Genomic DNA, 24079 nt, shown 5'->3' on the forward strand with positions numbered 1-24079 from the left:
AAAATTCAATTAATAATTAGTATTATGAAAAAAACTCAACTGCTATTTTTATTATTATTTCAGGCAGTTTGTTTTTCACAATCAGTTACAATTAATACAACCACGTACACCACGGATCAATTGATCAACCAAGTATTAATTAATTCCCCTTGTGTGTCTGCAACAAATATAAATTATAAGTCGGGCTCCTTTTACGGTGCTACAAATAGTATTGGCTACTTTGAAAATAGCAATCCAAATTTCCCTTTTACCAACGGTGTGGTTTTAACGACTGGCGATGTAACACAAACTCCGAGTCCCAATACTACTATTTTAAGCGATGGTACTATGGCATGGGCTGGCGATAGTGATTTAGAAGCGAATTTACTATCACAATCAGGAATAACAATTAACTCGATTAATGCTAGTTATATTGAATTTGATTTCCAACCCAAAACACCAAATTTTGATTTCTCCTTTCTATTTGCTTCTGAAGAATATGGAACTTCACAATGTAGCTTTTCGGACGCCTTTGCTTTTTTATTAAAAGATGTTACTGCTGGTGGACCCAATGTGAATTTAGCCGTAATTCCTGGTACTAGTATTCCAGTTTCAGTTGCTACAATTCGAGATGCTACTTACAATTCTAATTGCCCATCAGCTAATCCTAGTTATTTTGGCACTTTTAACGGTAGTGGTTTTGGTCCTGCAATTAATTTCAACGGACAAACAATACCCATGGTTGCATCAGCAACAGGGCTAAACACCAATCATGTTTATCATATCAAACTAGTTATTGCTGATGGAGGGAATAATACAGGTTATGATTCGGCAATATTTTTAAAAGCCAATAGTTTTAATATTGGACAAAATGTTTTGGGGCTTGATTATACGGCAGCAAACAATAGAGCAATTTGTCCTGGAAATACATTACCCACCTTATCCGCATCAGGTTTAAGTCCCGGAACTACAATTGTATGGAAAAAAGAAGGAGTTGACTTTTCTCCTCCACAAACGGGTACGACTTTAGACCTGAATACTATTCTCCCATTAATAAGTTCTGGAATTCATAATTATAGCGTCTCCTATACGGAACCTGGATGTACTGAAGTCACTGATGAAATAAGTGTCGAAATTTACCCTGCAATTGGAGTAATAAATACAGTTCCTAATATTTACAATTGCAATACTGGAGCGTCTTCTTATGACTTTGATTTAACAAAAAATACTACAATTATATTAGCCGGTAATGATCAAGCCACTAATGCAGCAGGAATTGTAGATGATTTACCTGCAGGAACTGTTATTTCATATCACCTAACTAATGCCGATGCCATTTCAAATAATTCTCCAATTTCAAGCCCTTATACCATTTTAAATTCTGAAAACGGAAAAACAATTTATGTTCGAATTCAAAATCCATCTACTTTATGTTACGAAATACGATCTTTTCAATTAATGATTGTGGCAAGTCCAATCATTTCATCTACACCCAGTGATATAGCTCTATGCGCAAGAAATAGTACGGATGCTACGCCAAAAGCAAGCTTTAACTTATCAGCAGCAAAAGCAGCAATAATGGGTGCTCAAAACCCTTTATATACCATCCTAACATTTCACTCTTCTTTAGCAGGAGCTACCAATAATTCTAATACTATAATTCCAAATTCAAGCAACATATTATTGTCTTCTAGTACTACATTGTGGGTCCGATTACAAAATATTTCTAGTAACAATTGCTTTGTTGTAACAAGCTTTCAACTTACTGTTACTCCCCTACCTCAAGTAGACGTCTTAAAAGATGTATTTGTATGTACTTCCTATACTTTACCTACGTTAACAGAAACAGGAGCACAATATTGGACAGGATTAAATGGGACAGGAACGCAGCTTTTTGCAGGAGACCAAATTTCTACCACAACTACTTTATATGTGTTCAATCAATCTGGAATCTGTACAAATCAAGATTCTTTTAAAGTTACTATATCAAATTTAGGAACAATAACTCCCACTTCATCTACCTATTGCACAGCATACAAACTTCCCAATTTAGCTTACGGAAAATACTATACTCAAAGTGGAGGTACTACAACTCCAGGGAACACTGAGTTAGCATCGGGAACAATAATAAATGCAGCAGGCTTAAATACCATTTATGTTTGGTTTCAAGATACTACCGTGTCACCCGCCTGCAATCAAGAAAAACCTTTCTCAATAACAATAATTCCGTTTACTGCTTTACCAGATTATGAAAATCAATTTGGCTGTAGTTCCTACATCATGCCTGCTGATGTTAATGGTGGTATTTATTATTCAGGACCTAATAAAGGACTGCCTATTATTCCAGCTGGAACAATTATAATTGCAACTACTCCTATTTATGTTTACAAAGAAACAGGAACGGCACCAACTAACTGTACTTCCGAAAAAACATTTACTGTATATATCGGTATTTCAGATATTAATCCTCCATCTGATGTAAATTCTTGTTCGGCTTATATTTTGCCTCCATTAATTGTTGGTGAATATAGAACTGCGGCTGGAGGCGGAGGATCAGTTGTTCCGGCCGGTACTTCAATAAATACAACAACTACACTTTGGTATTATGTAACTGGAGAAAGCTGCACTGACAATTTACAGTTCACGGTAAATGTAAGCATAGCACCGCTGCCAATATTTAGTGACACTACCCCACAATGTGATGTGTATTATTTACCTCCAGTGGCACATTCGGGAAATTATTTTACTAAACCTCTAGGTACTGGAAATATGCGCCCCGTTGGATTTCCGGTAACCAAAACACAAACTATGTATTTTTATGATAAAGCTGCATCTGGCTCGTGCTATGTTGAAGAAAAATTCTTAATTACTGTGAACCCATCTCCCTTAATAGATGCTAGACCAATTGAGGTTATAAAATGTGGGCAAAACTATGTCCTTGATGATTTAGCTAATGGAGAATATTATGAATTCCCTGGAGGTCCTTCTCTTACAAATCCAATATTACCTCCTGGATATATACTTAGCTCATCCAAAACTATATATGTTTATGCAGCTGCTACTGCACCTAACACTTGTACTGCTGAATATAGTATTTCAGCATTAATCACCTTAGTAAATAAAATTTCAGATCAATATGCCTGTAATAATTATATTTTACCAGCAATTGTAGGTCTTGGCGATTATTATACCGATGCAAATGGTCCACAAGGAGCTGGAACAAAACTAAGTCCTCCCTATTCACCTATTACTACAACTACAAAACTATATGTCTATGCAGAAGACAATACTCGAGTTGCCTGTTCTGATCAAGATGATTTTACAATAACCATTTACAACAGCCCCATAATTGCACCTATTGCAGCGGTAACAAGATGTGAATCGTATACATTACCCAACTTTATTGCTCCCATTAGTAAATACTTCACACAATCTGGTGGCCCTGCTAATACTACTAATACAGAAAAATACCCTGGTGATGTAATAACAACTTCATCTACAATATATGCCTATGCTGAAGTAGGAAATTCGTCAACTGTAATTTGCTCTGATGAAAAACCAATGGAGATCACAATCACTGATAAACCAAACCCAATACTTAGCGTTCCAGCAATTTGCCATGACTTTGCCACAGGAACGTTAACCAATGCTTATATCACTAGTGGATATACTGCCCCTCGATATTCATTTGAATGGAAAGAAGAAAATGGCATTTTAGTAGGTACCGCCTCTGATTTTTCAACAAGTCAGCCTGGAAACTACACACTAACTGTAACTGATTTGTCCATATTTGGTTGCACCTCAGATATAATTCCATTTGCTGTTATCGAATCAGCTCCACCAAGTTCCATCACGTTTACTACTGATGGCTGGTTTACAGATAACCAGACCATTACAGTAAATGCAGTGACAAGTATAGGAAATGGAGCTAATTTTCTTTATTCTTTAGATGGAAATACTCCACAAAGTAGCAATACTTTTACAAATGTTAGTTCTGGAATTCATGAAATTAGTGTCAGCGATGCGAATGGTTGTGGATCTACTAATCCGATTAGTCTAAAAATGATAAATGCTCCTAAGTTTTTCACACCAAATGGAGATGGATATAATGACACTTGGAATGTAACCGAAATGCCAAATCAAGAAAATATCAAACTATATATTTTCGATAGGTACGGCAAACTACTCAAAGAACTTTCTCCTAATGGAACGGGTTGGGACGGAAACTATAATGGGTATTCACTTCCTGCAGATGATTACTGGTTTACTATATTCTACACAGAAAACAATACCGCAAAAGAATACAAATCCCATTTTTCTTTAAAAAGGTAAATACACTTCATAGTATAAAAATGACTTTCTAATTTTGAAAGTCATTTTTTTTTAAACAAAATATTGATTTTTTGTAACAAAGTGAATGCTTCATAGTCTACTATGTAAATCATCAATTTTTAATAAATATATTTTGCATAAAATAGTACTATGTAATACATATTATATAAAAAATAATTACCTTTGCATCATCAATCAAAATAATCAATCATGAAAACAGTACAATTAATTTTAGTCTGCCTATTCGGAACTATCGTTTCGATGCAAGCACAAAACTCAGTCAAACCCAATCTTCTCGAAAACGCAGGAAGTGTAACCGGAAAAGTTATTGACAAGAAAACCAATGAACCATTACCCTATGTAAATGTTATTGTTAAAGAAGCTGACAAATTCGTAACTGGAGGAATCACTTCAGACAAAGGTATTTTCATTATCAAAAATCTAGATTTAAAAAAATACACTGTCGAATTTCAGTTTATTGGATATAAAACGGTTGTAAAATCAATTGAATTATCTTCCGAAAATAAAAACATAAATCTAAATACAATTGCAATAGAAGAAGATGCAATAGAATTAAAAGGAGTTGATATTGTTAGTGAGAAATCTACTATTGAACAAAAAATAGATCGAAAAATCATTAATGTTGGGAAAGATTTAATCTCTGCTGGAGCAACAGCGGGGGAAATAATGAATAATATTCCATCGGTTAGTGTTGACCCACAAACCAATGCGATTAGTTTAAGAGGAAATTCTAATGTTCGCGTTTTAATTGACGGAAAACCTTCTAATATAGAGGCTTCACAATTATTACAACAAATCCCTTCTTCTTCAATTAAACAAATTGAATTAATCACCAATCCATCTGCAAAATACAATCCAGAAGGAATGAGCGGAATTATTAATATTGTTTTAAATAAAAACAGTAAAATTGGTTTTAATGGTAGCATTAATAATGGAGTTACTTTTGGAAAAACGCCCAAACTAAATTCATCAATCGATTTAAATTATAGAAGTGGAAAATTTAATTTTTATGGAAATTATGGTTTAAACACAGGAAAACGATCCAATCATGGATTTATAAAAAGCAAAGAAGTTAATAAAGAAAACGATCAGCTTTTTACATTCATAAACAATAACACTTCTCATTTAGCAAAAGTGGGTTTTGATTTCAATATTAATGATAAAAACACGTTGTCATTCTACACCAATCAAAGTTTCTTTAAAGGAAGTGGTAACGCAAGCACAGATGTAGATTATACAAACAATGCGACAAATGTAGATGTAATTCAACTTTTCGATAATAAAAATAAGGAACGTTCTCAAACTTACAATTTCGATTATAAAGTAAAATTTAAAAAGGAAGGACACAGTTTAGAATTAGAGATGAATTACAATAAAAATAATGAGCCAGAAAATGCCGTTTATTCTAATTACAACAGAGACACGCGAGCGTTGACTAGTTCTTACACAAATGATGTAGAAACTATTGGCAAAAATACTATTATCAATCTTGATTATGTAAACCCTCTTACGGAGACTATAAAATTAGAATTGGGTTTAGAGCATAGAAACGAAACAACCGATAATAGTTTGCTTAGAGACAGTAATCCAAATTCAAATTTTAGTTACGACAGAAAAATATCTTCGGCCTATGCCACTTTAGGTAAACAATGGAAAAAATGGAGTTTTCAAGCTGGAGCGCGTGTAGAAAAATACAATGTTGATGCCCTATTTAAAGAAGTATCTAAAGCAGATGGTGCCTTTAAAGATGACTTATTAAACGTTTATCCTTCTACATTCTTGACTTATACGCCAAGTGATAACAACTCATTTAACCTTAGTTTTTCAAGAAGAGTGGATCGTCCAAGCATCGGACAAGTCAACCCTATTAGAGAATGGAGTACTGCAACATTAGATTCTCAAGGAAATCCAAATCTTATTCCGCAGTTTACGAACTCGTATGAAATAAATTATACTAGAAAAACTAAAATAGGATCTATTACTTCAGGTGTTTTCTATAGAAGAATTGAAGATGAAATCACAAGAGTTATCTATACTAATCCGGATAACCCAAACAAGCAAATCTTATCTTATGATAATTTCAACAACAACAATGCGTATGGAGTTGAAGTTTCGGGTAATTTAGATTTTAAAAAATGGTGGAGCGCTAATGTAAGTGTTGATGCGTATCAGAAAAAAGTAAAAGGGACTATTGAGAGTACTCCTGGTGTTTATGAATTTGTTGAAGTCAATGCAAGTACATTTAATGCGCGCATCAACAATACTTTTAAAGCTACTAAAGACCTGCGTTTCCAATTATTTGGAATGTACAGAGGACGCGATTTGAGCTTACAGTTTAATAGAGAAGCCATGTGGAAAATGGATGTTGGAAGTAGTTACAATATCTTAAAAGGAAGTGGAACAATCAGTGCACGATTCAGCGATGTTTTTAACTCCATGCATTTTGCTTTTGCAGGTGACCGCCCTTATAAATCTAACGGGCAATTCAACTGGGAAAGCCAATCGGTTTATTTAGGATTCAATTATAGATTTGGAAGCGGTAAAAACAAAGCCATTCAAAGAAAACAAAGGGACAACAATGAAACCCAAGGTGGTGGTGGCCTTTTATAAGATTAGTTTTAATAGTTAGGTTCCAAAAGAAAAACCCAGAGTTTGCCAACTCTGGGTTTTTTGATTTAAAAACAATAGCAACTATAAATTTCTTACCATTTTATAATAGCACTAGCCCAAGTAAATCCACTACCAAAAGCAGCCAAAACTACCGTGTCACCAGATTTAATTTTCCCTAATTCCCAAGCTTCTGTGAGCGCAATTGGAATAGAAGCAGCGGTTGTATTACCATATTTTTGAATATTATTAAAAACTTGATCATCTTTCAATCCAAATTTCTTTTGGATAAACTGAGAAATTCTCAAATTAGCTTGATGTGGTATTAGCATATCAATATCTGATACTTGAAGGTTATTCGCTTCCAGCCCTTCATTGATTACTTCACTAAAACGAACTACTGCATTTTTAAATACAAATTGTCCATTCATATAAGGGAAATAACTTTCATCGTCTGGATCATTATCTGCTAAGATGTCTGTAACCCAACGCCCACCCATTCCGGGTGCTTTTACAATAAGTTCTTCAGCATGTTGCCCTTCTGAATGTAGATGGGTAGAAAGAATCCCTTTGGTTAAATCTTCTTCTCTGCTTAAAACTGCGGCTCCTGCTCCATCCCCAAAAATAACCGAAACACCACGTCCACGCGATGTCATATCTAAACCTGTAGAATGCACCTCAGATCCTATAACCAAAACATTCTTATACATTCCTGTTTTGATGTATTGATCCGCAACTGATAAAGCATACAAAAATCCTGAACATTGATTTCTTACATCAAGTGCTCCCACAGTTCGTAAACCTAAATCACGCTGAACTAAAACTCCTGGACCAGGAAAATAATAATCTGGACTTAAAGTGGCAAAAACCACAAAATCGATATCCTCTTTAGCAACTCCTGCTCGTTCAATAGCAATTTCAGCTGCTTTCACACCCATTGAAGTTGTCGTATCTTCCCCTCTTATAATGTGTCTTCTTTCTTGAATTCCAGTTCTTTCTTGAATCCATTCGTCGTTTGTGTCTATGATTTTTGCCAAATCATCATTAGTGACAACATTGGAAGGAACATAATATCCTAATCCTGCTATTTTTGAATGGTACATATTATTGTTTTATTAAAATAAGGTTGCAAATTTATAAATACGTTAAAATATTGGCTCACAAATTACTGATTTTTTATCAAATAGCAACTTATATTTTTCTGGAGCTATTTCCTGCTATCCGCTATATTCCCGATACTAAAAACTACGGCAAAAAAAGCCTTGTTTTTCTAAATCGGGAGATGCCGCTGCTATCAGGGCTAAAACGAATCGCGTGACAAATAAAAATTATGAAATCATCAACGTCACTTCTTGATTGAGTTCTAACGGACTGTCATGCTCAAAAAAGATTACTTTTCTATCAAATACTGCTTTTATTAAATAATGGCCTCCTTTAAAATACGATTGTTTTACCACTACATGCATTAAGCCATTATCTACTACTTTCAATTGATGCGGATAAAGTAACACGATCTCATCTTCCCCATCGACAGGAACTAATTGAGATAATTTCAGCTCATTTACTTCGCCAAATAAGGATGCTACATATTTGTTGATAGGATTCATATACAAATCAAAAGAAGCTGCCTTATCAACAATTCTTCCGTTTTGCAAAACAATCGTTTCATCCGCAAATGAAAGCGCATCGGTACTATCGTGAGTTGCTACAAGACAAGTAACTCCTTGCCCTTTTAAATACGCAAACAAATTGCGACGCAATGCATTTTTTCTAAAATTATCAATATGACTAAAAGGCTCGTCTAATAATAATATTTCAGGTTCCAAGGCCAGAACTCTAGCCAGCGCCACGCGTTGCTGTTGTCCTCCACTTAAATATTTTGCTTTCACATGGGCGAATTCTGTCATTTCAACAATCTCCAGTAATTCATGGATTCGCTCTTGCTTCTTTTCAGGGAAAACATTGGACAAAAACTTACCTACATTCTCAGCAACAGTAATATAAGGCATCAAATCAAAATCTTGTGACAAATACTTCATGAATGGCATTCCTGGAACCAAGTTGTATTTTGGACCTAACACTTCTTCCTCATTCCATAAAATGTGTCCTTCATCTAAATCATACAATCCATAAATTAATTTTAAAAGCGTGCTTTTACCACAACCACTTTCGCCGATTATAGCAATATTTTGTCCTTTTGTAATTGTAAAACTAGCATTGGTTAGCACTTGTTTTTCGGTATATCCGAATGTGATGTTTTGAACTTGAAGCATTTTTATGATAATGAAATTTAAGAGTACAAAGATAGATTTCTTTGTCAAAATTATTTTATGGAAACGATAATATAAATAAAAAAAAGTCGTCTCGTAATAATTACGAAACGACCTTTTTTAGAATTAAAAAATATTTTCTTTTAGTTCCCAGCTTCAATCTTAGCGTCTTGTTGCATTTTATCATTTGCAGTAATAGCAAACTCAACACGACGGTTTTGACTTCTACCTTCTGGAGTATCATTTGTAGCAATTGGATCAGCAATTCCTAAACCAGTAACATTAAATCGAGAGGAAGCAACACCTTTACTAACTAAATAGTTTCTAACTGAAGCTGCTCTTTCACCAGATAATTTTAAATTATAGTCTGCTGGACCAGTGTTATCAGTATATCCAAAAATAGTGATATCAGTATCAGGATACTCTGTAAATACAGGAATTAATTTATCTAAATTAGCTTTTGCAGTAGCTGTTAAAGTTGATTTATTAGTATCAAAACGAACTGCATTTTCATTTAAAACCAATTGGATTCCTTCACCCACACGTTTCACTTCAGCACCTGGAAGCACCTCATCAATTTGTCTTGCTTGTTTATCCATTTTATTACCAATGACTCCACCGGCAACTCCACCTACAACACCACCAAGAACAGCACCCATTGCTCCTTTACCACCTTTACCAAGATTGTTACCAAGAATTGCACCTATAACGGCACCACTTGCTGCACCAATACCAGCACCTCTTTGTGTATTATTTGTGTTTTTAATAGCCTCGCAACTTGTAAAAAGTGTTCCTATTGACATTACTAATGCCAATGTTAGTATAGAAAAGTTTTTCATAATGATCTGTTTTATTTTTTTAATTAATTTTTAGTTTGCTCTTTGAAATTGGTACACTACATCAATAGCTTTTCCACCAACAACATTTCCTTTATCAACCAATTGGAACGAATTATCTCCTAGGTTTTCAACAAACAGTTTGTAACCTGCTCTTACTCTTTTTGCTTTTTCACCAGCATCCAAAACTTTCAATATTAATTCTTGATCCGTGTTAACAAACCAAGTGATTGGAGAACTAAAACCAGTACAATCAGCACTTGTTAAAGCCATATTTCCTTTATTATTATTCGAAACAAATTTCCATGTACTTCCTACAAAACATTTAGAATCGGCAATATCAAAAGAATTCACTCTGATATATTGTGATCCTGGATACGTTACTGAGGTCAATACCCATTCGCCTTTAATGGCTACCTGAGTAGTTTTATCCAATTTTTTACCTGTTACTGAACTCGTCTTACATGAGAATAGCACTAATGCTAAAGCTGTTAAAAAAAATATTTTTTTCATTGTTATTTCGTTTTATAATTAAACTGATACAAAGATAATTGCTTAACCCTTGATTTGTGTTTCAAAATTAAATTATTTTGTTTCAAAATTAACAGTTACGACAATTTGTCACTTTAAAAGCAATTGGTATTCTATTTGAAAGAATATCCACAGATTGTAAAACCCTATAAAAAAATTATATATGACAACTGGAAAAATTAATGTTTCGGTAGAAAACATCTTCCCTTTAATCAAGAAGTTCCTATACAGTGATCACGAGATTTTTTTACGTGAATTGATATCCAATGGGACAGATGCAACGTTAAAATTAAAACACCTTACGAATATTGGCGAAGCCAAAGTAGAATATGGCAACCCAATTATCGAAGTAAAAGTAGATAAGGAAGGTAAAAAACTGCATATCATTGACCAAGGTATTGGTATGACTGCAGAGGAAGTAGAGAAATACATCAACCAACTCGCTTTTTCTGGAGCCGAAGAATTTCTAGAAAAATACAAAGACACCGCTAAGGATTCAGGAATTATTGGTCATTTTGGTCTTGGTTTCTACTCTGCTTTTATGGTGGCTTCTAAGGTGGAATTGATTACTAAATCATACAAGGATGAACCAGCAGCACACTGGACCTGCGACGGAAGTCCTGAATTCACTTTGGAACCAGCTGACAAAACAGAAAGAGGTACTGAGATTATCTTACATATTGCCGAAGATTCATTGGATTTCTTAGAAGAGTCTAAAATCAAAGAACTTCTTAACAAGTACAATAAGTTCATGCCTATTCCAATTAAATTTGGAACAAAAACAGAAACACTTCCTAAACCAGAAGATGCTCCTGAAGATTATAAAGCTGAAACGGTAGAAGTAGATAATTTTATCAATAACCCTAATCCAGCTTGGACAAAACAACCTACTGAATTAGCAGATGAAGACTATAAAACGTTCTACCATGAATTGTATCCTATGCAATTTGAAGAACCTTTATTCCACATTCATTTAAATGTAGATTACCCGTTTAACTTAACAGGTATTTTGTATTTCCCTAAATTAGGTGGTGACTTACAAATCCAAAAAGATAAAATTCAGTTGTACCAAAACCAAGTGTACGTTACAGATAACGTAGAAGGAATTGTACCTGAATTCTTGATGATGCTTCGCGGAGTAGTCGATTCGCCAGATATTCCTTTGAACGTTTCTCGTTCCGGATTACAGGCTGATGGTGCTGTGAAAAAAATCTCAAACTACATCACTCGTAAAGTAGCGGATAAATTGAAATCATTATTCACAGAAAACCGTGAAGATTTTGAAGCCAAATGGAATGATATCAAAATCGTTCTAGAATACGGAATGTTATCTGAAGATAAATTCTACGAAAAAGCAGGTGCATTCGTTTTATACCCTACAGTAGACAACAAGTTCTATACACTGGAGGAATTAAAAGAAAACCTAAAAGACAAACAAACGGACAAAGACGGGAAACTGGTTGTTCTTTATGCAGGAAATAAAGAAGCGCAACACTCGTATATCGAAATTGCACAAGAAAAAGGATACGAAGTATTACTTTTAGATTCTCCAATTATTTCTCACTTGATCCAAAAAATTGAAGGAGACAATAGAGAAATCACTTTTGTACGTGTGGATTCAGATCATATTGATAATTTAATCAAGAAGGAGGAAAACACCATTTCTAAATTATCCGATGAGGAAAAAGAAGGTTTAAAAACTGTTTTAGAAGCGATTGTTCCAAAACAAACGTACACGGTTCAACTAGAATCTATGGACAGCCAAGCAGCTCCTTTCATCATCACGCAACCCGAATTCATGCGTAGAATGAAAGAAATGAGCCAGTCAGGTGGTGGTGGAATGTTTGGGATGGGGAATATGCCAGAGATGTACAATCTAGTGGTAAATACTAATTCGCCATTAGCAACTACCATTCTAAATACCGAAGACAAATCAAGCCAAGAGCACCTTGTAAAACAAGCGCTGGACTTAGCTAAATTGTCTCAAAACTTACTAAAAGGAGAAGCATTAACCGCTTTTGTAAAACGTAGTTTCGAGATGATCAAATAATCCTCAACTAACCATTCCAAATAAGGGGAAATCAAGACCTGCTAGTGAAAACTGGCAGGTTTTTTTTTGGAGCAAAACGACTGATTTCCATAACAAGCCCTCGTCCTGCTGTTCATTACAATCCGCACCAAAAAAGGCGCGGGATTTTCATTGCCATCAGGGCTATGGAGAGCGTTTTATTTCCAAAATACTATTTTGATATGAAAACCAACTATTAAAAACAATGTCAAGATTAATAATATAAATGGTATATATTTGATAGAATATAAAGTCTGACGGTTGTCAGACATATATACAAGTTATACCACATTTTAGAAAAAAAGATAATGGGAAAAGAATTATGGAAAACTGGACCAAAAGAACTATTAAAACATGGTCTTGAACATTTATCTTTAGATACCGAATTTGATTACAGAATGTCAATGATTTTAATTGACAACTCTGTTGAATTAATGATGAAAACGTATTTAGGACTACCTAAGAGGATTACGAAAATTGAAGGTGTAACAAGAAAAGTTTATGAAGAAGCAACAAGTAATTTTCCGAATTTAGTTGATGCTATCGAAAAATTTGCTGAAAACAAACTTATTGGAATTGAACTTGGTGAAATTGAATGGTTCCACAAGTTAAGAAATCAACTTTATCATGACGGTAATGGAATAACTGTAGAAAAAGAAAAAGTTATTGCATATTCTAGTATTGCAAAAATTTTATTCGAAAATCTATTTGATGAAAAAATTGAATTAAATGGAAAAAAATATGGAATAGATGATTTTTTACTATTCTGGACTGAGTTTAACAAGTTAACAATTCAACAAGGACCAAAAATATTTAGATATAAAAATTTTGCTGATCTTTTCAATTTAACAGAAGATGAAAAGAAAAAATTAATTGATATAAATAACTTCAGAAATAAATTGGTTCACAATCCAAGTGAAATAAAATTTGAAGAGTTAAACAAATACACAGAAGAGTTAAAAACATTAATTCTAAAATTAAGAAACATAGAAAACTAAAAACGTGATATGACAGATGGTTTGACAAGGTTGGTGACTTTAGTGGAATTACCGTTTCGCATCAAGTTTTCGTTAACCCTCTACGAAGTCTCCCGCCTTTGCAATACAAACTGAGAAACCATACTATTCCACAATAAAAGTCAAAGCGAGGAACGAAGCTATCATACTAAAACACATCCACAAACAAAATAAATAAGCATATTGAAACGGAAATACTAGATGAGATTGCTTCATTCTTCGCAATGACCGTCGATAAACAAGACCTAATGATGTAATACCAAAAAAAATTACAAACAATACCATTCCACAATAAAAGTCATAGCGAGGAACGAAGCAATCACACTAAAACACATCCACAAACAAAATAAATAAGCATATTGAAACGGAAATACTGGATGAGATTGCTTCATTCTTCGCAATGACCGTCGATAAACAATACCTAATGATGTAATGCTAAAAAAAATTACAAACAATACCATTCCACAATAAAAGTCATAGCGAGGAACGAAGCTATCATACTAAAATACATCCACAAACAAAATAAATAAGCATATTGAAACGGAAATACTGGATGAGATTGCTTCATTCTTCGCAATGACTGTCGATAAACAAGACCGAATGATTTAATACCAAAAAAAATTACAAACAATACCATTACACAATAAAAGTCATAGCGAGGAACGAAGCTATCACACTAAAACACATCCACAAACAAAATAAATAAGCATATTGAAACGGAAATACTGGATGAGATTGCTTCATTCTTCGCAATGACCGTCGATAAACAAGACCTAATGATGTAATACCAAAAAAAATTACAAACAATACCATTCCACAATAAAAGTCATAGCGAGGAACGAAGCTATTACACTAAAATACATCCACAAACAAAATAAATAAGCATATTGAAACGGAAATACTAGATGAGATTGCTTCATTCTTCGCAATGACTGTCGATAAACAAGACCGAATGATTTAATACCAAAAAATTTACAAACAGTACTATTCCACTAGCTCTCGTTTGTCCACATTCTCTAGCGCTTGTCTTAGAAAAGTACCTACTTAAATTAGAACACAACTCGTAGCGTTTGCAATTACTAAAAAAAACACCTTTTCGAGTCATTGTAATTTTAGTAGAATTCTATTTTTTATTCGTATTTTCGTTTAGCCAATACAGTCGTTTTCAAAAGCTAAAACGGTTATAGCAACGCAAACGTACTTCTAAAAAAAGAAACATGACAGCACTTTATAAAACAGCCAACTACCTTGAGCCAATGTTGTTACTCGAGTACGAAATAAACGCAAACTGCAATTCAGTTTACAATGCGTGGACCGATATAAACCTATTCCAAAAGTGGTTTTATCCAACGGGATTTTCAGTCGCTCTAGCAGAAATGGTCCCTAATGTGGGCGGCTATTTCAGAATACACATGAAGTCCCCAGGAGGAGAAATTTATCCAACAAAAGGAGAATACCTTTTACTGGACAAACCAAATCGAATTGTATATAAAGATTCTTGGGATGATGACAGAAAGCAGAACGAACCCACTGTTGTTGAACTAATTTTTGAACCACAAGGAGAAAAAACGGTACTGAAACTATATTCAAGTTTTGCGACTGAGCAACAAAAAGATACTGTTCTCCATTCGGGAATTGTGGATGGTTGGAAAATGTTTTTTGACAATCTCAATAATCTATTAAAAGAATAAACAAGCAACTTAAAAATTTGAATTATGGCACTGATCAATCCGCACATTAACTTTAATGGAAATGCCGAAGAAGCATTCCATTTTTACAAATCCGTATTTGGTGGAGAGTTTGCACAAATAACCCGTTTCAAAGAAATGTCAAGCCCTGAATTTCCAGTTTCAGAAAAAGAAGCAAATAAAATAATGCATATCTCCTTACCTATTGGCAAGAATTTTTTATTTGCCAATGACGTTCCAGAAAGTATGGGACGCGTAAATGAAAATGAAAACAGGTCCAAGATATCTATTAGTACAGAAAGCAAAGAAGAAGCCGATAAATTATTTAACGGACTTTCATCAGGTGGACAAATCGAAATGCCTATTGAAGACAGCCCTTGGGGTTCCTACTTTGGTATGTTTAGAGATAAATATGGCATTGAATGGATGATCGATTTTGATCAAAAATAGAACAAAAACAACCAATAGAAAACCCAACAATCATTTTCTATACAATCCTCTAAGCAAAGCCACTTGACCTTGCATAACAAAAGGAGTAAAAAATACTATTCCTCTATAAAAGTCATAGCGAGGAACAAAGCTATCACACTAAAAAACACCGTCAAACAAAATAAAAGAAAGTTTATTGAAAAGGAAATAGATGTTGTATTACTTGTAATTTTAAAAACCTAAAAGTATCACTTTTTAGTCTTTTGTATTAAAAATTAAAAACTTAACTAAAGAATTACGTACTTTGAAGCAACCATAAAAAAACAATAATGACCTTACACATAGAAACTCCCGCTTTATTATTCTCAGCCACTTCATTGATCCTTTTGGCCTATACTAATCGTTTCTTGACTATAGCCACCATTGTTCGAGGTTTAAAAAAGACCTACGAGGAAAAAGAGAATAAAACCATATTACTAGAAATCAAAAACCTCAATTTGCGATTATCGTTAATTAAGTACATGCAGCTTTTTGGTGTATGTTGTTTATTTCTTTCTGTTTTTGCTATGCTACTTTTGTTTTTAGATAATCAATTGATCAGTCTCTATCTTTTTGGGCTGAGTTTATTAAGCTTACTTATATCATTGGGATTGTCTTTTTGGGAAATTAGCATTTCAGTGAATGCCTTGCGTTTGCATTTAAGTGACTTAAAGGAAGTAGGGAAAAAAGAATAAAAGTAAAGTCTTCTCAACTAAAAAACTATCTTTGCCCGCTTTTTAAATTAAAAAAATGATTGAAAATAAAGTATTAAAAGGAGTTTTATTAGTAGGATTCGGTGCGACGAGTTACGGCATGCTAGCCACATTTGTAAAAATGGCATACATGGAAGGATACACTACTGCCGAGGTAACGAGCTCGCAATTCATATTGGGAATTATTGGAATCCTACTCATCAATATGTTCCAAAAAAATAAAAACAAAGAAAAAGTACGTAAAGCTTCTAAAAAAAACATTTTTCATTTAATGCTGGCAGGCACTTCATTAGGTATGACTAGTGTTTTTTATTATTTGGCCGTAAAATACATTCCCGTTTCCATAGGTATTGTTTTATTGATGCAAACAGTGTGGATGGGTGTTTTACTAGAAATGATTTTGGAAAAAAAAATCCCTTCAACTCAAAAAATCATATCGGTAGTTATTGTATTAACAGGAACGGTTTTAGCTACTAATTTAATCAATAACGAGGTACAATTAGATTGGCATGGAATTATGTGGGGTGTTTTGGCAGCAGCCTCATTCACTACAACCATGTTTACAGCAAATCGAGTAGCTACAAGCATTTCATCAGCACAGCGCAGTTTATATATGCTTCTTGGTGGTGCTATAATTGTGTTTTCGTTTTCAATTGCAACACAAACCACTCCATTTAACTTCGAAATATTTCTAAAATGGGGAATCGTTTTATCTCTTTTTGGGACAATAATCCCTCCACTTTTAATGAATGCTGGGTTTCCACTTACAGGAATTGGATTAGGAAGTATTGTATCGGCTCTAGAACTTCCTGTTTCAGTACTTATGGCTTTTTTCCTTTTAAATGAAAAAGTAATCCTGATGCAATGGATAGGAATCTGTTTAATTATTGTAGCCATTGTCATAATGAACCTAAAATTTAAACCTATAAAAAACAATTCTTCTTTTTAACATTTCAGATTATTAATATATCGTAAATAAATTCTTAAATTCGCAAAACAAATACCCTAATTCTGATTTATCATGAATTCAAACTGGCACTTATACTTTATGGCATTCATCTATACTATTGCTGGTATGAATCATTTTAGAAGTCCAAAACTGTACAAAAAAATAATCCCCCCCTATTTACCCAATCCAAGTCTTTTAAATTATTTAAGCGGGATTGCTGAGATAATTCTTGGTATATCCTTACTCATTCCTGCCTTAACACATTATGCAGCCTGGGGCGTAATTGCATTATTAATTGCCGTTTTACCAACTCATTTTTTCATGTATCAAAATCACAAAGCACAAATGGGGCTTCCTAAATGGGTATTATTACTACGCATTCCATTTCAATTCGTTTTGATATATTGGGCCTATTTATACACTTAAAAAACTATATTTATAGTACATAGATACCTTCAAAATTGAAGAATCTCAAAAACATTAAATGATTTTCATATTCGTTAACTATTCGACCTATGGAAATTGAAGTACGCAATAAATTGAAAAATTCAATAAAAATTCCTTGCCAAAAGCAAAAACTAGAATAGAATATTTAAATACATTAAAAAAAAAATACTCTTTTGACGTAAAGTAATTATTTTTTTTATTAATATTGGTATCTAATTTAGAATCAATTATTTTAATCATTAAAACCAATTTGAATTAATTTTCACGTGATGAAAAAGAGTAACCGAAAAGAACTGACCTGGGAGCAAACAGAAAAACTTGTTACATTGGCCTTAGAAGAAAAAAATCCTTTTGAGATTATCAAAAAAGAATTTGGTCTGGTCGAAAAAGAAGTTCTGGAAATAATGAAGAAGAAGATGCCTGCCGAAAAATTTGAGATGTGGAAAAAGAAAGCTACCGCAAATAAACCAAAACCAAAACCGCTGAAAATTGATGATTTTGATGAAGATTTGGATGGCAAATATTACATAAAAAATAAATTGGACTAACCAATTAAAAAAACACTCTTAATTAGAGTGTTTTTTTTTATTCAAAAATAAAAACCATATAAAAAATATTAAAAAAGCTTGTAACAAGATGAGTACAAATAAGTCTAATAGTCAAAATCAAATTTAAAATGAAAAAGATACTTTTTGCCTTTACCCTAGCTTCCGTATTAGTAGGATGTAAAACAGCAAGCTCCGTAACCTCATCTTCAATTAAAGAAAACATTGAAGTAGCAATTAATTTAAATGACATCAAGGATGATAAGGTAATGGTGACAGTAAATACACCTGCAATCACCACTGATGAAATTACTTTCCATATCCCTAAAACAGTTCCAGGTACTTATTCTGAGGACAATTATGGCCGCTTTATTACTGATTTAAAAGCATATGACAAAAAAGGAAACGCATTAGATGTAAAAAAACTAGATGTTAATTCTTGGTCAATTGCAAAAGCGAAGACTTTGAGCAAAATCACCTATTGGGTTAATGATTCCTTTGACACTGAAAAAGGAACTGAATTTGGTAAAGATGATGTTTTCTCACCAGCAGGTTCAAACATTGATTCGGGAAAAAACATCCTGTTAAACACCCATTGTTTTGTAGGGTATTTTACAAATTATATGTCTAATCCATACAAAGTTACCATTTCACATCCCGGTGAAATATGGGGAGCTACTTCAATGACTGACATTGATGATAGTAACACTAATGATGTATTTATCACATCCCGTTACGCAGAGTTAGTAGAAAACCCAATCATGTATTCAAAACCCGATCATACTTCTTTTACAGTTGACGGAATGGAAATTAATATTGCTGTCTATTCTCCCACTGGAAAAGTAACTGCCGAAAGTATTACTCCAGAAATGAAAACAATGATGACGGCGCAAAAACACTTTTTAGGAAAAATAAACACCACTAAAAAATACAGTGTTTTGTTGTACTTATCGACGATGACCGATACAGATGCTAAAGGATTTGGAGCATTAGAACATCCTACTGCAACTACTGTTGTCCTACCTGAAGTGATGCCAAAAGAAGAGTTAGTAAAATCGATGATGGATGTGGTATCTCACGAATTCTTTCATATCGTTACTCCTTTAAGTATTCATTCAAAAGAAATTCAATTTTTTGATTATAATGATCCAAAAATGTCAGAGCATTTATGGATGTATGAAGGAGTTACAGAATATTTTGCCAATTTATTTCAAATAAATCAAGGCTTAATTACTGAAGAAGACTTTTACAGTCGCCTTTCTGACCAAATAGAGCGCGCCAATGCTATGAATGATACGATGTCATTTACAACAATGAGTGCTAATGTATTAAAAGAGCCTTACAAAGATCAATACATAAATGTGTACCAAAAAGGATCTTTAATAGGGATGTGTTTGGACATTATAATTAGAGAAAAAAGCAACGGACAAAGAGGAATTCTTGATTTAATGCAAAAATTGTCCAAAGAGTATGGCGTTTCTAAACCATTTAATGACAACGAGCTTTTTGCCAAAATCACGGAACTGACCTACCCAGAAGTGGGTGAATTTTTAAAAACTTATGTTGCAGGAACAACCCCAATTCCTTACGCCACTTATTTTGCAAAAGTGGGGCTAACACTAATATCTGAAAAAACACCAGGAAACATATTTCTAAAAGGACAAACACCTTACATTACTGTGAATCCTCAAACCAAAGAAATTGTCGTTATTCCCGAAATTGAATTAAATACTTTCTACACTTCTCTAGACCTTAAAGGAGGTGATGTTTTAGTAGCCATTAACAACCAGTCTTACACACTTGACAACATCTATGAAATGATAGCTGAAAGTGAAAAATGGAAAGAGAATGATCCTATTACAGTGAAAATAAAAAGAAATGGTTCAGAACAAACAATTAAAGGCATTGTTAAACTTCCTTATGAAGAAAAAGAGGTTGTGAAGGCGACTGATTCAACAAAAAGTATCCTAAAAGAAGCTTGGTTGAAAGGCTAATTAAATAAAACTTTGACAAATCCCAATTTAGAAATAGATTGGGATTTTTTTTTATAAAATTACAAGAAGTTAATTCTTCCACTTTCCAACAATTTTCTTTATTTTGCACCAAAATAGATAACCAATGAAAAAAACAATTCTTGCATTCTTTTCACTAGTTCTTTTAGTGTCATGCAATAAAAACGAATCCAAAGAAAACGTACACATCACAGGAAACATTAAAGGCCTTAAAAGTGGAACTTTATACATTCAGAGAGTCGTTGACTCTTCCCTTGTTGCTATAGACACCATAACAATTAATGGTAGCTCTACATTTACAAGTGATATCGATTTAAAATCACCAGAAATGCTTTATTTATTTCTAGATAGAGGAGTAACGAATTCATTGGACAATAATATATTATTTTTTGCTGAACCAGGGAATATAAATATTGAAACTACTCTTGACTCTTATATTTCTGACGCCAAAATTACTGGATCTAAAAATCAAGAATTATTGGATGAATACAAAAAGATCAATTCTAGATTTAAAGATGAAAACCTTACTTTGATTGAACAAAAATTCAATGCAATAAAAAGTAAAAATGCAATTGCAATCGATAGCCTAAGTGCGAAACAAGATTCAAACATCAAAAGAAAGTACTTGTACGCTACTAATTTTGCCATAAACAACAAAGACCATGAAGTAGCTCCTTATATTGCCTTATCAGAGATCTATGACATCAATATTAAATATCTAGATACAATCCAGAAATCTATGACTCCTAAAGTGGCACAATCTCTTTATGGAAAGAAACTAACGGAATACGTTACTTCAATTAAAGCTCAGAAATAAAGGAATTGAATTTTCAGTTGAATACAAAAAAAAACGCCTCGCTAAAACGAGGCGTTTTTTGTTTATTGCATTTTCAACTAAGACACCATAATTTTATTTGATAAAAATAATAATATGAGTTTCATTTTAAAATAAAAAAACCACCTAACAAAAGTTAGATGGTTTTACGATGAGCCGGCGGAGGGACTCGAACCCACGACCTGCTGATTACAAATCAGCTGCTCTAGCCAACTGAGCTACGCTGGCGTCTCATTTCTCGGGTGCAAATATAATGATGAATTCCAAATCTCCAAACAAAATAACAATAAAATATAAATTATTTTATAGCGACCAAAATAGACGGTTTTAATTAGAAATCATAAAAAAACCACCTAACAAAGTTAGATGGTTTTACAATGAGCCGGCGGAGGGACTCGAACCCACGACCTGCTGATTACAAATCAGCTGCTCTAGCCAACTGAGCTACGCTGGCGTCTCATTACGGGTGCAAATATACAGATGAATTCGATTTCTCCAAAATAAATCTGCACTTTTTTATCGTTTTTTTCGACTACAATTCGTTGATTTTAGCAATCAATTGATTTGCAGTTTGTTCCAATTCAACATTGATTTGTTTGAAGTGTGCTTTTTTATTTTCCACTTTTTTAGCGTTCACTTTAGTGATTAAAACGTCAAAAGCAGCGATAGCTTCATCAATTAAATCATTAGTTTCTGTTGTTGGTTTTCCAGTAGTTGAAATCTCAAACAAATAAACTGCTTCAATTATATCTCCTAAAACGTAGTTGATGTCTTTTTTTAAATTTTTAACGTTTGCCATTTTTCTTTAATTTTAATTTGCGTCTGCAAAAGTACACATAATCTTTCTATAACTTACTATGAAATGTAAATTTCTAAAATAGAAGCTTTTCCGGTGATAACATAATAATCCATTGCAGCTGGAATCAAAACAGTATCTCCTTTTTTATACGTGTAAATATTCATATCATATTCTAACTCAAATTCTCCATCTACACACATATATACTGTAAAACTATTTCCTGTTTTAGAAACAGTTACAGTATCTTCTAACGGAATAAAATTAGTTGTAAAATAAGGACAATTAACTATCGTGTTTGATACATTCTCATCCTTTTTGTAGGATCTATATGCTTCCACTTTATCATAGTTAATAGCTTCTAAAGCCAAATCAATATGCAATTCTCTAGTATTCCCTTGAGCATCTACTCGGTCAAAATCGTAAATACGATACGTAATATCTGAGGTTTGCTGAATCTCCGCAACTACTAATCCTGCTCCAATAGCGTGAACCGTTCCTGTCTCAAGAAAAAATACATCTCCCTCTTTTACTTCAACATCATCAAGAATGGACAACAATGTTTTATTTTTAAGATGCTCTAAATACTCATTTGCATTTGACTTTTCTTTAAAACCAACAATTATTCTTGAATCTGGATCCGCTTGCATGATGTACCACATCTCCGTTTTTCCAAAAGAATTGTGACGTTTTTTTGCTAACTCATCATTAGGGTGCACCTGAATAGACAAATCTTCACGTGCATCTAAATATTTAAAAAGTAATGGAAATTGTTTTCCAAAACGTTTATGAACTTCAGTTCCTAGTATTTCATTTGGTAACTCTTCAATTACTTCTGTTAAAGATTTTCCCTTAAATTCTCCATTAGCAATTACACTAACATCACCTTCCACTGTGGATAATTCCCAACTCTCCCCCGTGATTTTTGACTCAATAGGCTTATTAAGTATCGTTTTTAATTTTTCACCTCCCCATATTCTATCTTTCAATATAGGGTCAAATTGTAAAGGGTATACCATTTTATTCATTTTTCTTCCGTTTTTAAACGACAAAATTCACTCTTTAAGTAAATTATATCTAATACTATTTTGTTCTTTTATGATACTAATTTTTTTATAGACTCTAATGCTTTTACGATATGATTTTGCCCTTTTATACTGTTAAAAATCAGCTGAACAACCCCTTTTTTATCAACTACATAAGTAACTCTTCCAGGGAGCAACCCAAATAAAGCAGAAGGAACACCAAAAAGAGTTCTGATTTTTTTATCACTGTCGGATAATAAAATAAAAGGCAACTGATGTTCTTTTGCAAAATCTTTATGCGAAGCAACACTATCACTGCTGACACCAATTACCTCAGCACCTAGATCAGTAAATTCCTCATATTGATCTCTAAAACTGCAAGCCTGCGCAGTACAAATAGAAGTATTGTCTTTAGGATAAAAATAAATAACTATTGGTTTTTTACCTATAATGCTTTCGATGTTAAAATCATTACCATTAGCGTCTTTCCCCTTAAAATTTGGGATTTTATCCCCCACACGCAATGCCATTATTCTCCTTTATAGGTTACAAAATTACGAGCCGTTTCATAAAGCACTACTTCTAAATCAAACTCTTGTTTAATTCTTTTTCGGATTTTATTCCAAATAACAACCACAATATTTTCAGCAGTGGGATTTAAGTTTTCAAATTCAGGAACATCTAAATTCAGGTTTTTATGATCAAATTGACTTTCGACTTCTTCATGAATAATGTCAGCCAAAATTTTCACATCCATTACAAAACCGGTCTCTTGATCAATTGCACCAGTAACACTTACAGTCAAATCATAATTATGTCCATGAAAGTTGGGATTATTACATTTTCCGAAAACCGCATCATTTTTTTCAAATGTCCAATCCTTCCGATACAACCTATGAGCTGCATTAAAATGCGCTTTTCTACTTATAGTAACTTTCATA

General features: G+C 33.3%; 20 protein-coding genes and 2 tRNA genes. 12 read left to right on the top strand and 10 right to left on the bottom strand.

Annotated features, from left to right (window positions below; all coding sequences use genetic code 11):
* Positions 1-24: 24 nt before the first annotated feature.
* On the top strand, positions 25-4311 hold the full coding sequence (locus tag AB3G39_RS15170) for a choice-of-anchor L domain-containing protein (protein ID WP_369769480.1): 4287 nt from the start codon (positions 25-27) through the stop codon (positions 4309-4311).
* A 210-nt stretch (positions 4312-4521) separates the two neighbouring features.
* Positions 4522-6942 (top strand): TonB-dependent receptor domain-containing protein, encoded by a 2421-nt coding sequence (locus tag AB3G39_RS15175; RefSeq protein WP_369753225.1) that lies wholly within the window; start codon positions 4522-4524, stop codon positions 6940-6942.
* Between the two features lie 92 nt (positions 6943-7034).
* Here AB3G39_RS15175 and AB3G39_RS15180 read toward each other — a convergent pair whose 3' ends face one another.
* The 4 genes from AB3G39_RS15180 to AB3G39_RS15195 form a co-directional block, all read right to left on the bottom strand.
* On the bottom strand, positions 7035-8042 hold the full coding sequence (locus AB3G39_RS15180) for a 3-oxoacyl-ACP synthase III family protein (protein ID WP_369753224.1): 1008 nt from the start codon (positions 8040-8042) through the stop codon (positions 7035-7037).
* 225 nt (positions 8043-8267) lie between these two features.
* Positions 8268-9212 (bottom strand): ABC transporter ATP-binding protein, encoded by a 945-nt coding sequence (locus tag AB3G39_RS15185; protein ID WP_369765580.1) that lies wholly within the window; start codon positions 9210-9212, stop codon positions 8268-8270.
* Positions 9213-9352: 140 nt separating this feature from the next.
* Positions 9353-10048: an OmpA family protein gene (locus AB3G39_RS15190; RefSeq protein ID WP_367757482.1), complete on the bottom strand. Its 696-nt coding sequence runs from the start codon at positions 10046-10048 to the stop codon at positions 9353-9355.
* Between the two features lie 30 nt (positions 10049-10078).
* Positions 10079-10558, bottom strand: coding sequence for a lipocalin family protein (locus tag AB3G39_RS15195; RefSeq protein ID WP_369769481.1), 480 nt, complete (start codon positions 10556-10558; stop codon positions 10079-10081).
* A gap of 181 nt (positions 10559-10739) precedes the next feature.
* Between AB3G39_RS15195 and htpG the strand changes: the two genes are divergently transcribed.
* The 10 genes from htpG (at position 10740) to AB3G39_RS15245 (ending at position 21299) form a co-directional block, all read left to right on the top strand.
* Positions 10740-12626: a molecular chaperone HtpG gene (htpG, locus tag AB3G39_RS15200; protein WP_369753221.1), complete on the top strand. Its 1887-nt coding sequence runs from the start codon at positions 10740-10742 to the stop codon at positions 12624-12626.
* Positions 12627-12952: 326 nt separating this feature from the next.
* Positions 12953-13642, top strand: coding sequence for a hypothetical protein (locus AB3G39_RS15205; protein ID WP_367757476.1), 690 nt, complete (start codon positions 12953-12955; stop codon positions 13640-13642).
* A gap of 1235 nt (positions 13643-14877) precedes the next feature.
* Complete coding sequence (locus AB3G39_RS15210; protein ID WP_369765581.1) at positions 14878-15351, top strand: SRPBCC domain-containing protein; 474 nt, start codon at positions 14878-14880, stop codon at positions 15349-15351.
* A 24-nt stretch (positions 15352-15375) separates the two neighbouring features.
* The gene (locus AB3G39_RS15215) at positions 15376-15798 is read left to right on the top strand and encodes a VOC family protein (protein ID WP_369769482.1); all 423 of its coding nucleotides are present in this window, start codon (positions 15376-15378) and stop codon (positions 15796-15798) included.
* Between the two features lie 308 nt (positions 15799-16106).
* Complete coding sequence (locus tag AB3G39_RS15220; RefSeq protein WP_367773785.1) at positions 16107-16511, top strand: DUF2721 domain-containing protein; 405 nt, start codon at positions 16107-16109, stop codon at positions 16509-16511.
* A 55-nt stretch (positions 16512-16566) separates the two neighbouring features.
* The gene (locus AB3G39_RS15225) at positions 16567-17478 is read left to right on the top strand and encodes a DMT family transporter (RefSeq protein ID WP_367773783.1); all 912 of its coding nucleotides are present in this window, start codon (positions 16567-16569) and stop codon (positions 17476-17478) included.
* Positions 17479-17550: 72 nt separating this feature from the next.
* Entirely contained in the window at positions 17551-17904 is a 354-nt protein-coding gene (locus tag AB3G39_RS15230) for a MauE/DoxX family redox-associated membrane protein (RefSeq protein ID WP_369753220.1), read from the top strand.
* A gap of 290 nt (positions 17905-18194) precedes the next feature.
* On the top strand, positions 18195-18473 hold the full coding sequence (locus tag AB3G39_RS15235) for a DUF2805 domain-containing protein (protein ID WP_367757464.1): 279 nt from the start codon (positions 18195-18197) through the stop codon (positions 18471-18473).
* Positions 18474-18601: 128 nt separating this feature from the next.
* Positions 18602-20464, top strand: a complete 1863-nt coding sequence (locus tag AB3G39_RS15240; protein WP_369753219.1) for a peptidase M61 — start codon at positions 18602-18604, stop codon at positions 20462-20464.
* A 124-nt stretch (positions 20465-20588) separates the two neighbouring features.
* Complete coding sequence (locus AB3G39_RS15245; protein WP_367757460.1) at positions 20589-21299, top strand: DUF4369 domain-containing protein; 711 nt, start codon at positions 20589-20591, stop codon at positions 21297-21299.
* Positions 21300-21471: 172 nt separating this feature from the next.
* On the opposite strand, the gene AB3G39_RS15250 is transcribed toward AB3G39_RS15245, so the two are convergent.
* The 6 genes from AB3G39_RS15250 to AB3G39_RS15275 all read right to left on the bottom strand — a co-directional run bounded on the left by AB3G39_RS15250 (position 21472) and on the right by AB3G39_RS15275 (position 24078).
* Positions 21472-21545: transfer RNA gene (locus AB3G39_RS15250), tRNA-Thr, on the bottom strand.
* Positions 21546-21697: 152 nt separating this feature from the next.
* Positions 21698-21771: transfer RNA gene (locus AB3G39_RS15255), tRNA-Thr, on the bottom strand.
* Positions 21772-21849: 78 nt separating this feature from the next.
* Positions 21850-22116 carry a hypothetical protein gene (locus AB3G39_RS15260; RefSeq protein ID WP_187017304.1) on the bottom strand — a complete coding sequence of 89 codons (267 nt, stop codon included), beginning with the start codon at positions 22114-22116 and terminating at the stop codon, positions 21850-21852.
* A 56-nt stretch (positions 22117-22172) separates the two neighbouring features.
* Positions 22173-23141: a type I phosphomannose isomerase catalytic subunit gene (locus AB3G39_RS15265; RefSeq protein WP_367757458.1), complete on the bottom strand. Its 969-nt coding sequence runs from the start codon at positions 23139-23141 to the stop codon at positions 22173-22175.
* 68 nt (positions 23142-23209) lie between these two features.
* Positions 23210-23668 carry a peroxiredoxin gene (locus AB3G39_RS15270; RefSeq protein WP_367773773.1) on the bottom strand — a complete coding sequence of 153 codons (459 nt, stop codon included), beginning with the start codon at positions 23666-23668 and terminating at the stop codon, positions 23210-23212.
* Positions 23668-24078 (bottom strand): 6-pyruvoyl tetrahydropterin synthase family protein, encoded by a 411-nt coding sequence (locus AB3G39_RS15275; protein WP_367757455.1) that lies wholly within the window; start codon positions 24076-24078, stop codon positions 23668-23670. Before AB3G39_RS15275 ends, AB3G39_RS15270 begins: the two co-directional genes overlap by 1 nt.
* Position 24079 lies beyond the last annotated feature (1 nt).

This window comes from Flavobacterium sp. WC2416, from assembly GCF_041200095.1.
Classification (GTDB): Bacteria; Bacteroidota; Bacteroidia; order Flavobacteriales; family Flavobacteriaceae; genus Flavobacterium.

Excerpts from the sequence above, each read along its gene's own strand:
- AB3G39_RS15170 (WP_369769480.1), top strand. The coding sequence starts at position 25 with ATGAAAAAAACTCAACTGCTATTTTTATTATTATTTCAGGCAGTTTGT.
- AB3G39_RS15175 (WP_369753225.1), top strand. The coding sequence starts at position 4,522 with ATGAAAACAGTACAATTAATTTTAGTCTGCCTATTCGGAACTATCGTT.
- AB3G39_RS15180 (WP_369753224.1), bottom strand. The coding sequence starts at position 8,042 with ATGTACCATTCAAAAATAGCAGGATTAGGATATTATGTTCCTTCCAAT.
- AB3G39_RS15185 (WP_369765580.1), bottom strand. The coding sequence starts at position 9,212 with ATGCTTCAAGTTCAAAACATCACATTCGGATATACCGAAAAACAAGTG.
- AB3G39_RS15190 (WP_367757482.1), bottom strand. The coding sequence starts at position 10,048 with ATGAAAAACTTTTCTATACTAACATTGGCATTAGTAATGTCAATAGGA.
- AB3G39_RS15195 (WP_369769481.1), bottom strand. The coding sequence starts at position 10,558 with ATGAAAAAAATATTTTTTTTAACAGCTTTAGCATTAGTGCTATTCTCA.
- htpG (WP_369753221.1), top strand. The coding sequence starts at position 10,740 with ATGACAACTGGAAAAATTAATGTTTCGGTAGAAAACATCTTCCCTTTA.
- AB3G39_RS15205 (WP_367757476.1), top strand. The coding sequence starts at position 12,953 with ATGGGAAAAGAATTATGGAAAACTGGACCAAAAGAACTATTAAAACAT.
- AB3G39_RS15210 (WP_369765581.1), top strand. The coding sequence starts at position 14,878 with ATGACAGCACTTTATAAAACAGCCAACTACCTTGAGCCAATGTTGTTA.
- AB3G39_RS15215 (WP_369769482.1), top strand. The coding sequence starts at position 15,376 with ATGGCACTGATCAATCCGCACATTAACTTTAATGGAAATGCCGAAGAA.
- AB3G39_RS15220 (WP_367773785.1), top strand. The coding sequence starts at position 16,107 with ATGACCTTACACATAGAAACTCCCGCTTTATTATTCTCAGCCACTTCA.
- AB3G39_RS15225 (WP_367773783.1), top strand. The coding sequence starts at position 16,567 with ATGATTGAAAATAAAGTATTAAAAGGAGTTTTATTAGTAGGATTCGGT.
- AB3G39_RS15230 (WP_369753220.1), top strand. The coding sequence starts at position 17,551 with ATGAATTCAAACTGGCACTTATACTTTATGGCATTCATCTATACTATT.
- AB3G39_RS15235 (WP_367757464.1), top strand. The coding sequence starts at position 18,195 with ATGAAAAAGAGTAACCGAAAAGAACTGACCTGGGAGCAAACAGAAAAA.
- AB3G39_RS15240 (WP_369753219.1), top strand. The coding sequence starts at position 18,602 with ATGAAAAAGATACTTTTTGCCTTTACCCTAGCTTCCGTATTAGTAGGA.
- AB3G39_RS15245 (WP_367757460.1), top strand. The coding sequence starts at position 20,589 with ATGAAAAAAACAATTCTTGCATTCTTTTCACTAGTTCTTTTAGTGTCA.
- AB3G39_RS15260 (WP_187017304.1), bottom strand. The coding sequence starts at position 22,116 with ATGGCAAACGTTAAAAATTTAAAAAAAGACATCAACTACGTTTTAGGA.
- AB3G39_RS15265 (WP_367757458.1), bottom strand. The coding sequence starts at position 23,141 with ATGAATAAAATGGTATACCCTTTACAATTTGACCCTATATTGAAAGAT.
- AB3G39_RS15270 (WP_367773773.1), bottom strand. The coding sequence starts at position 23,668 with ATGGCATTGCGTGTGGGGGATAAAATCCCAAATTTTAAGGGGAAAGAC.
- AB3G39_RS15275 (WP_367757455.1), bottom strand. The coding sequence starts at position 24,078 with ATGAAAGTTACTATAAGTAGAAAAGCGCATTTTAATGCAGCTCATAGG.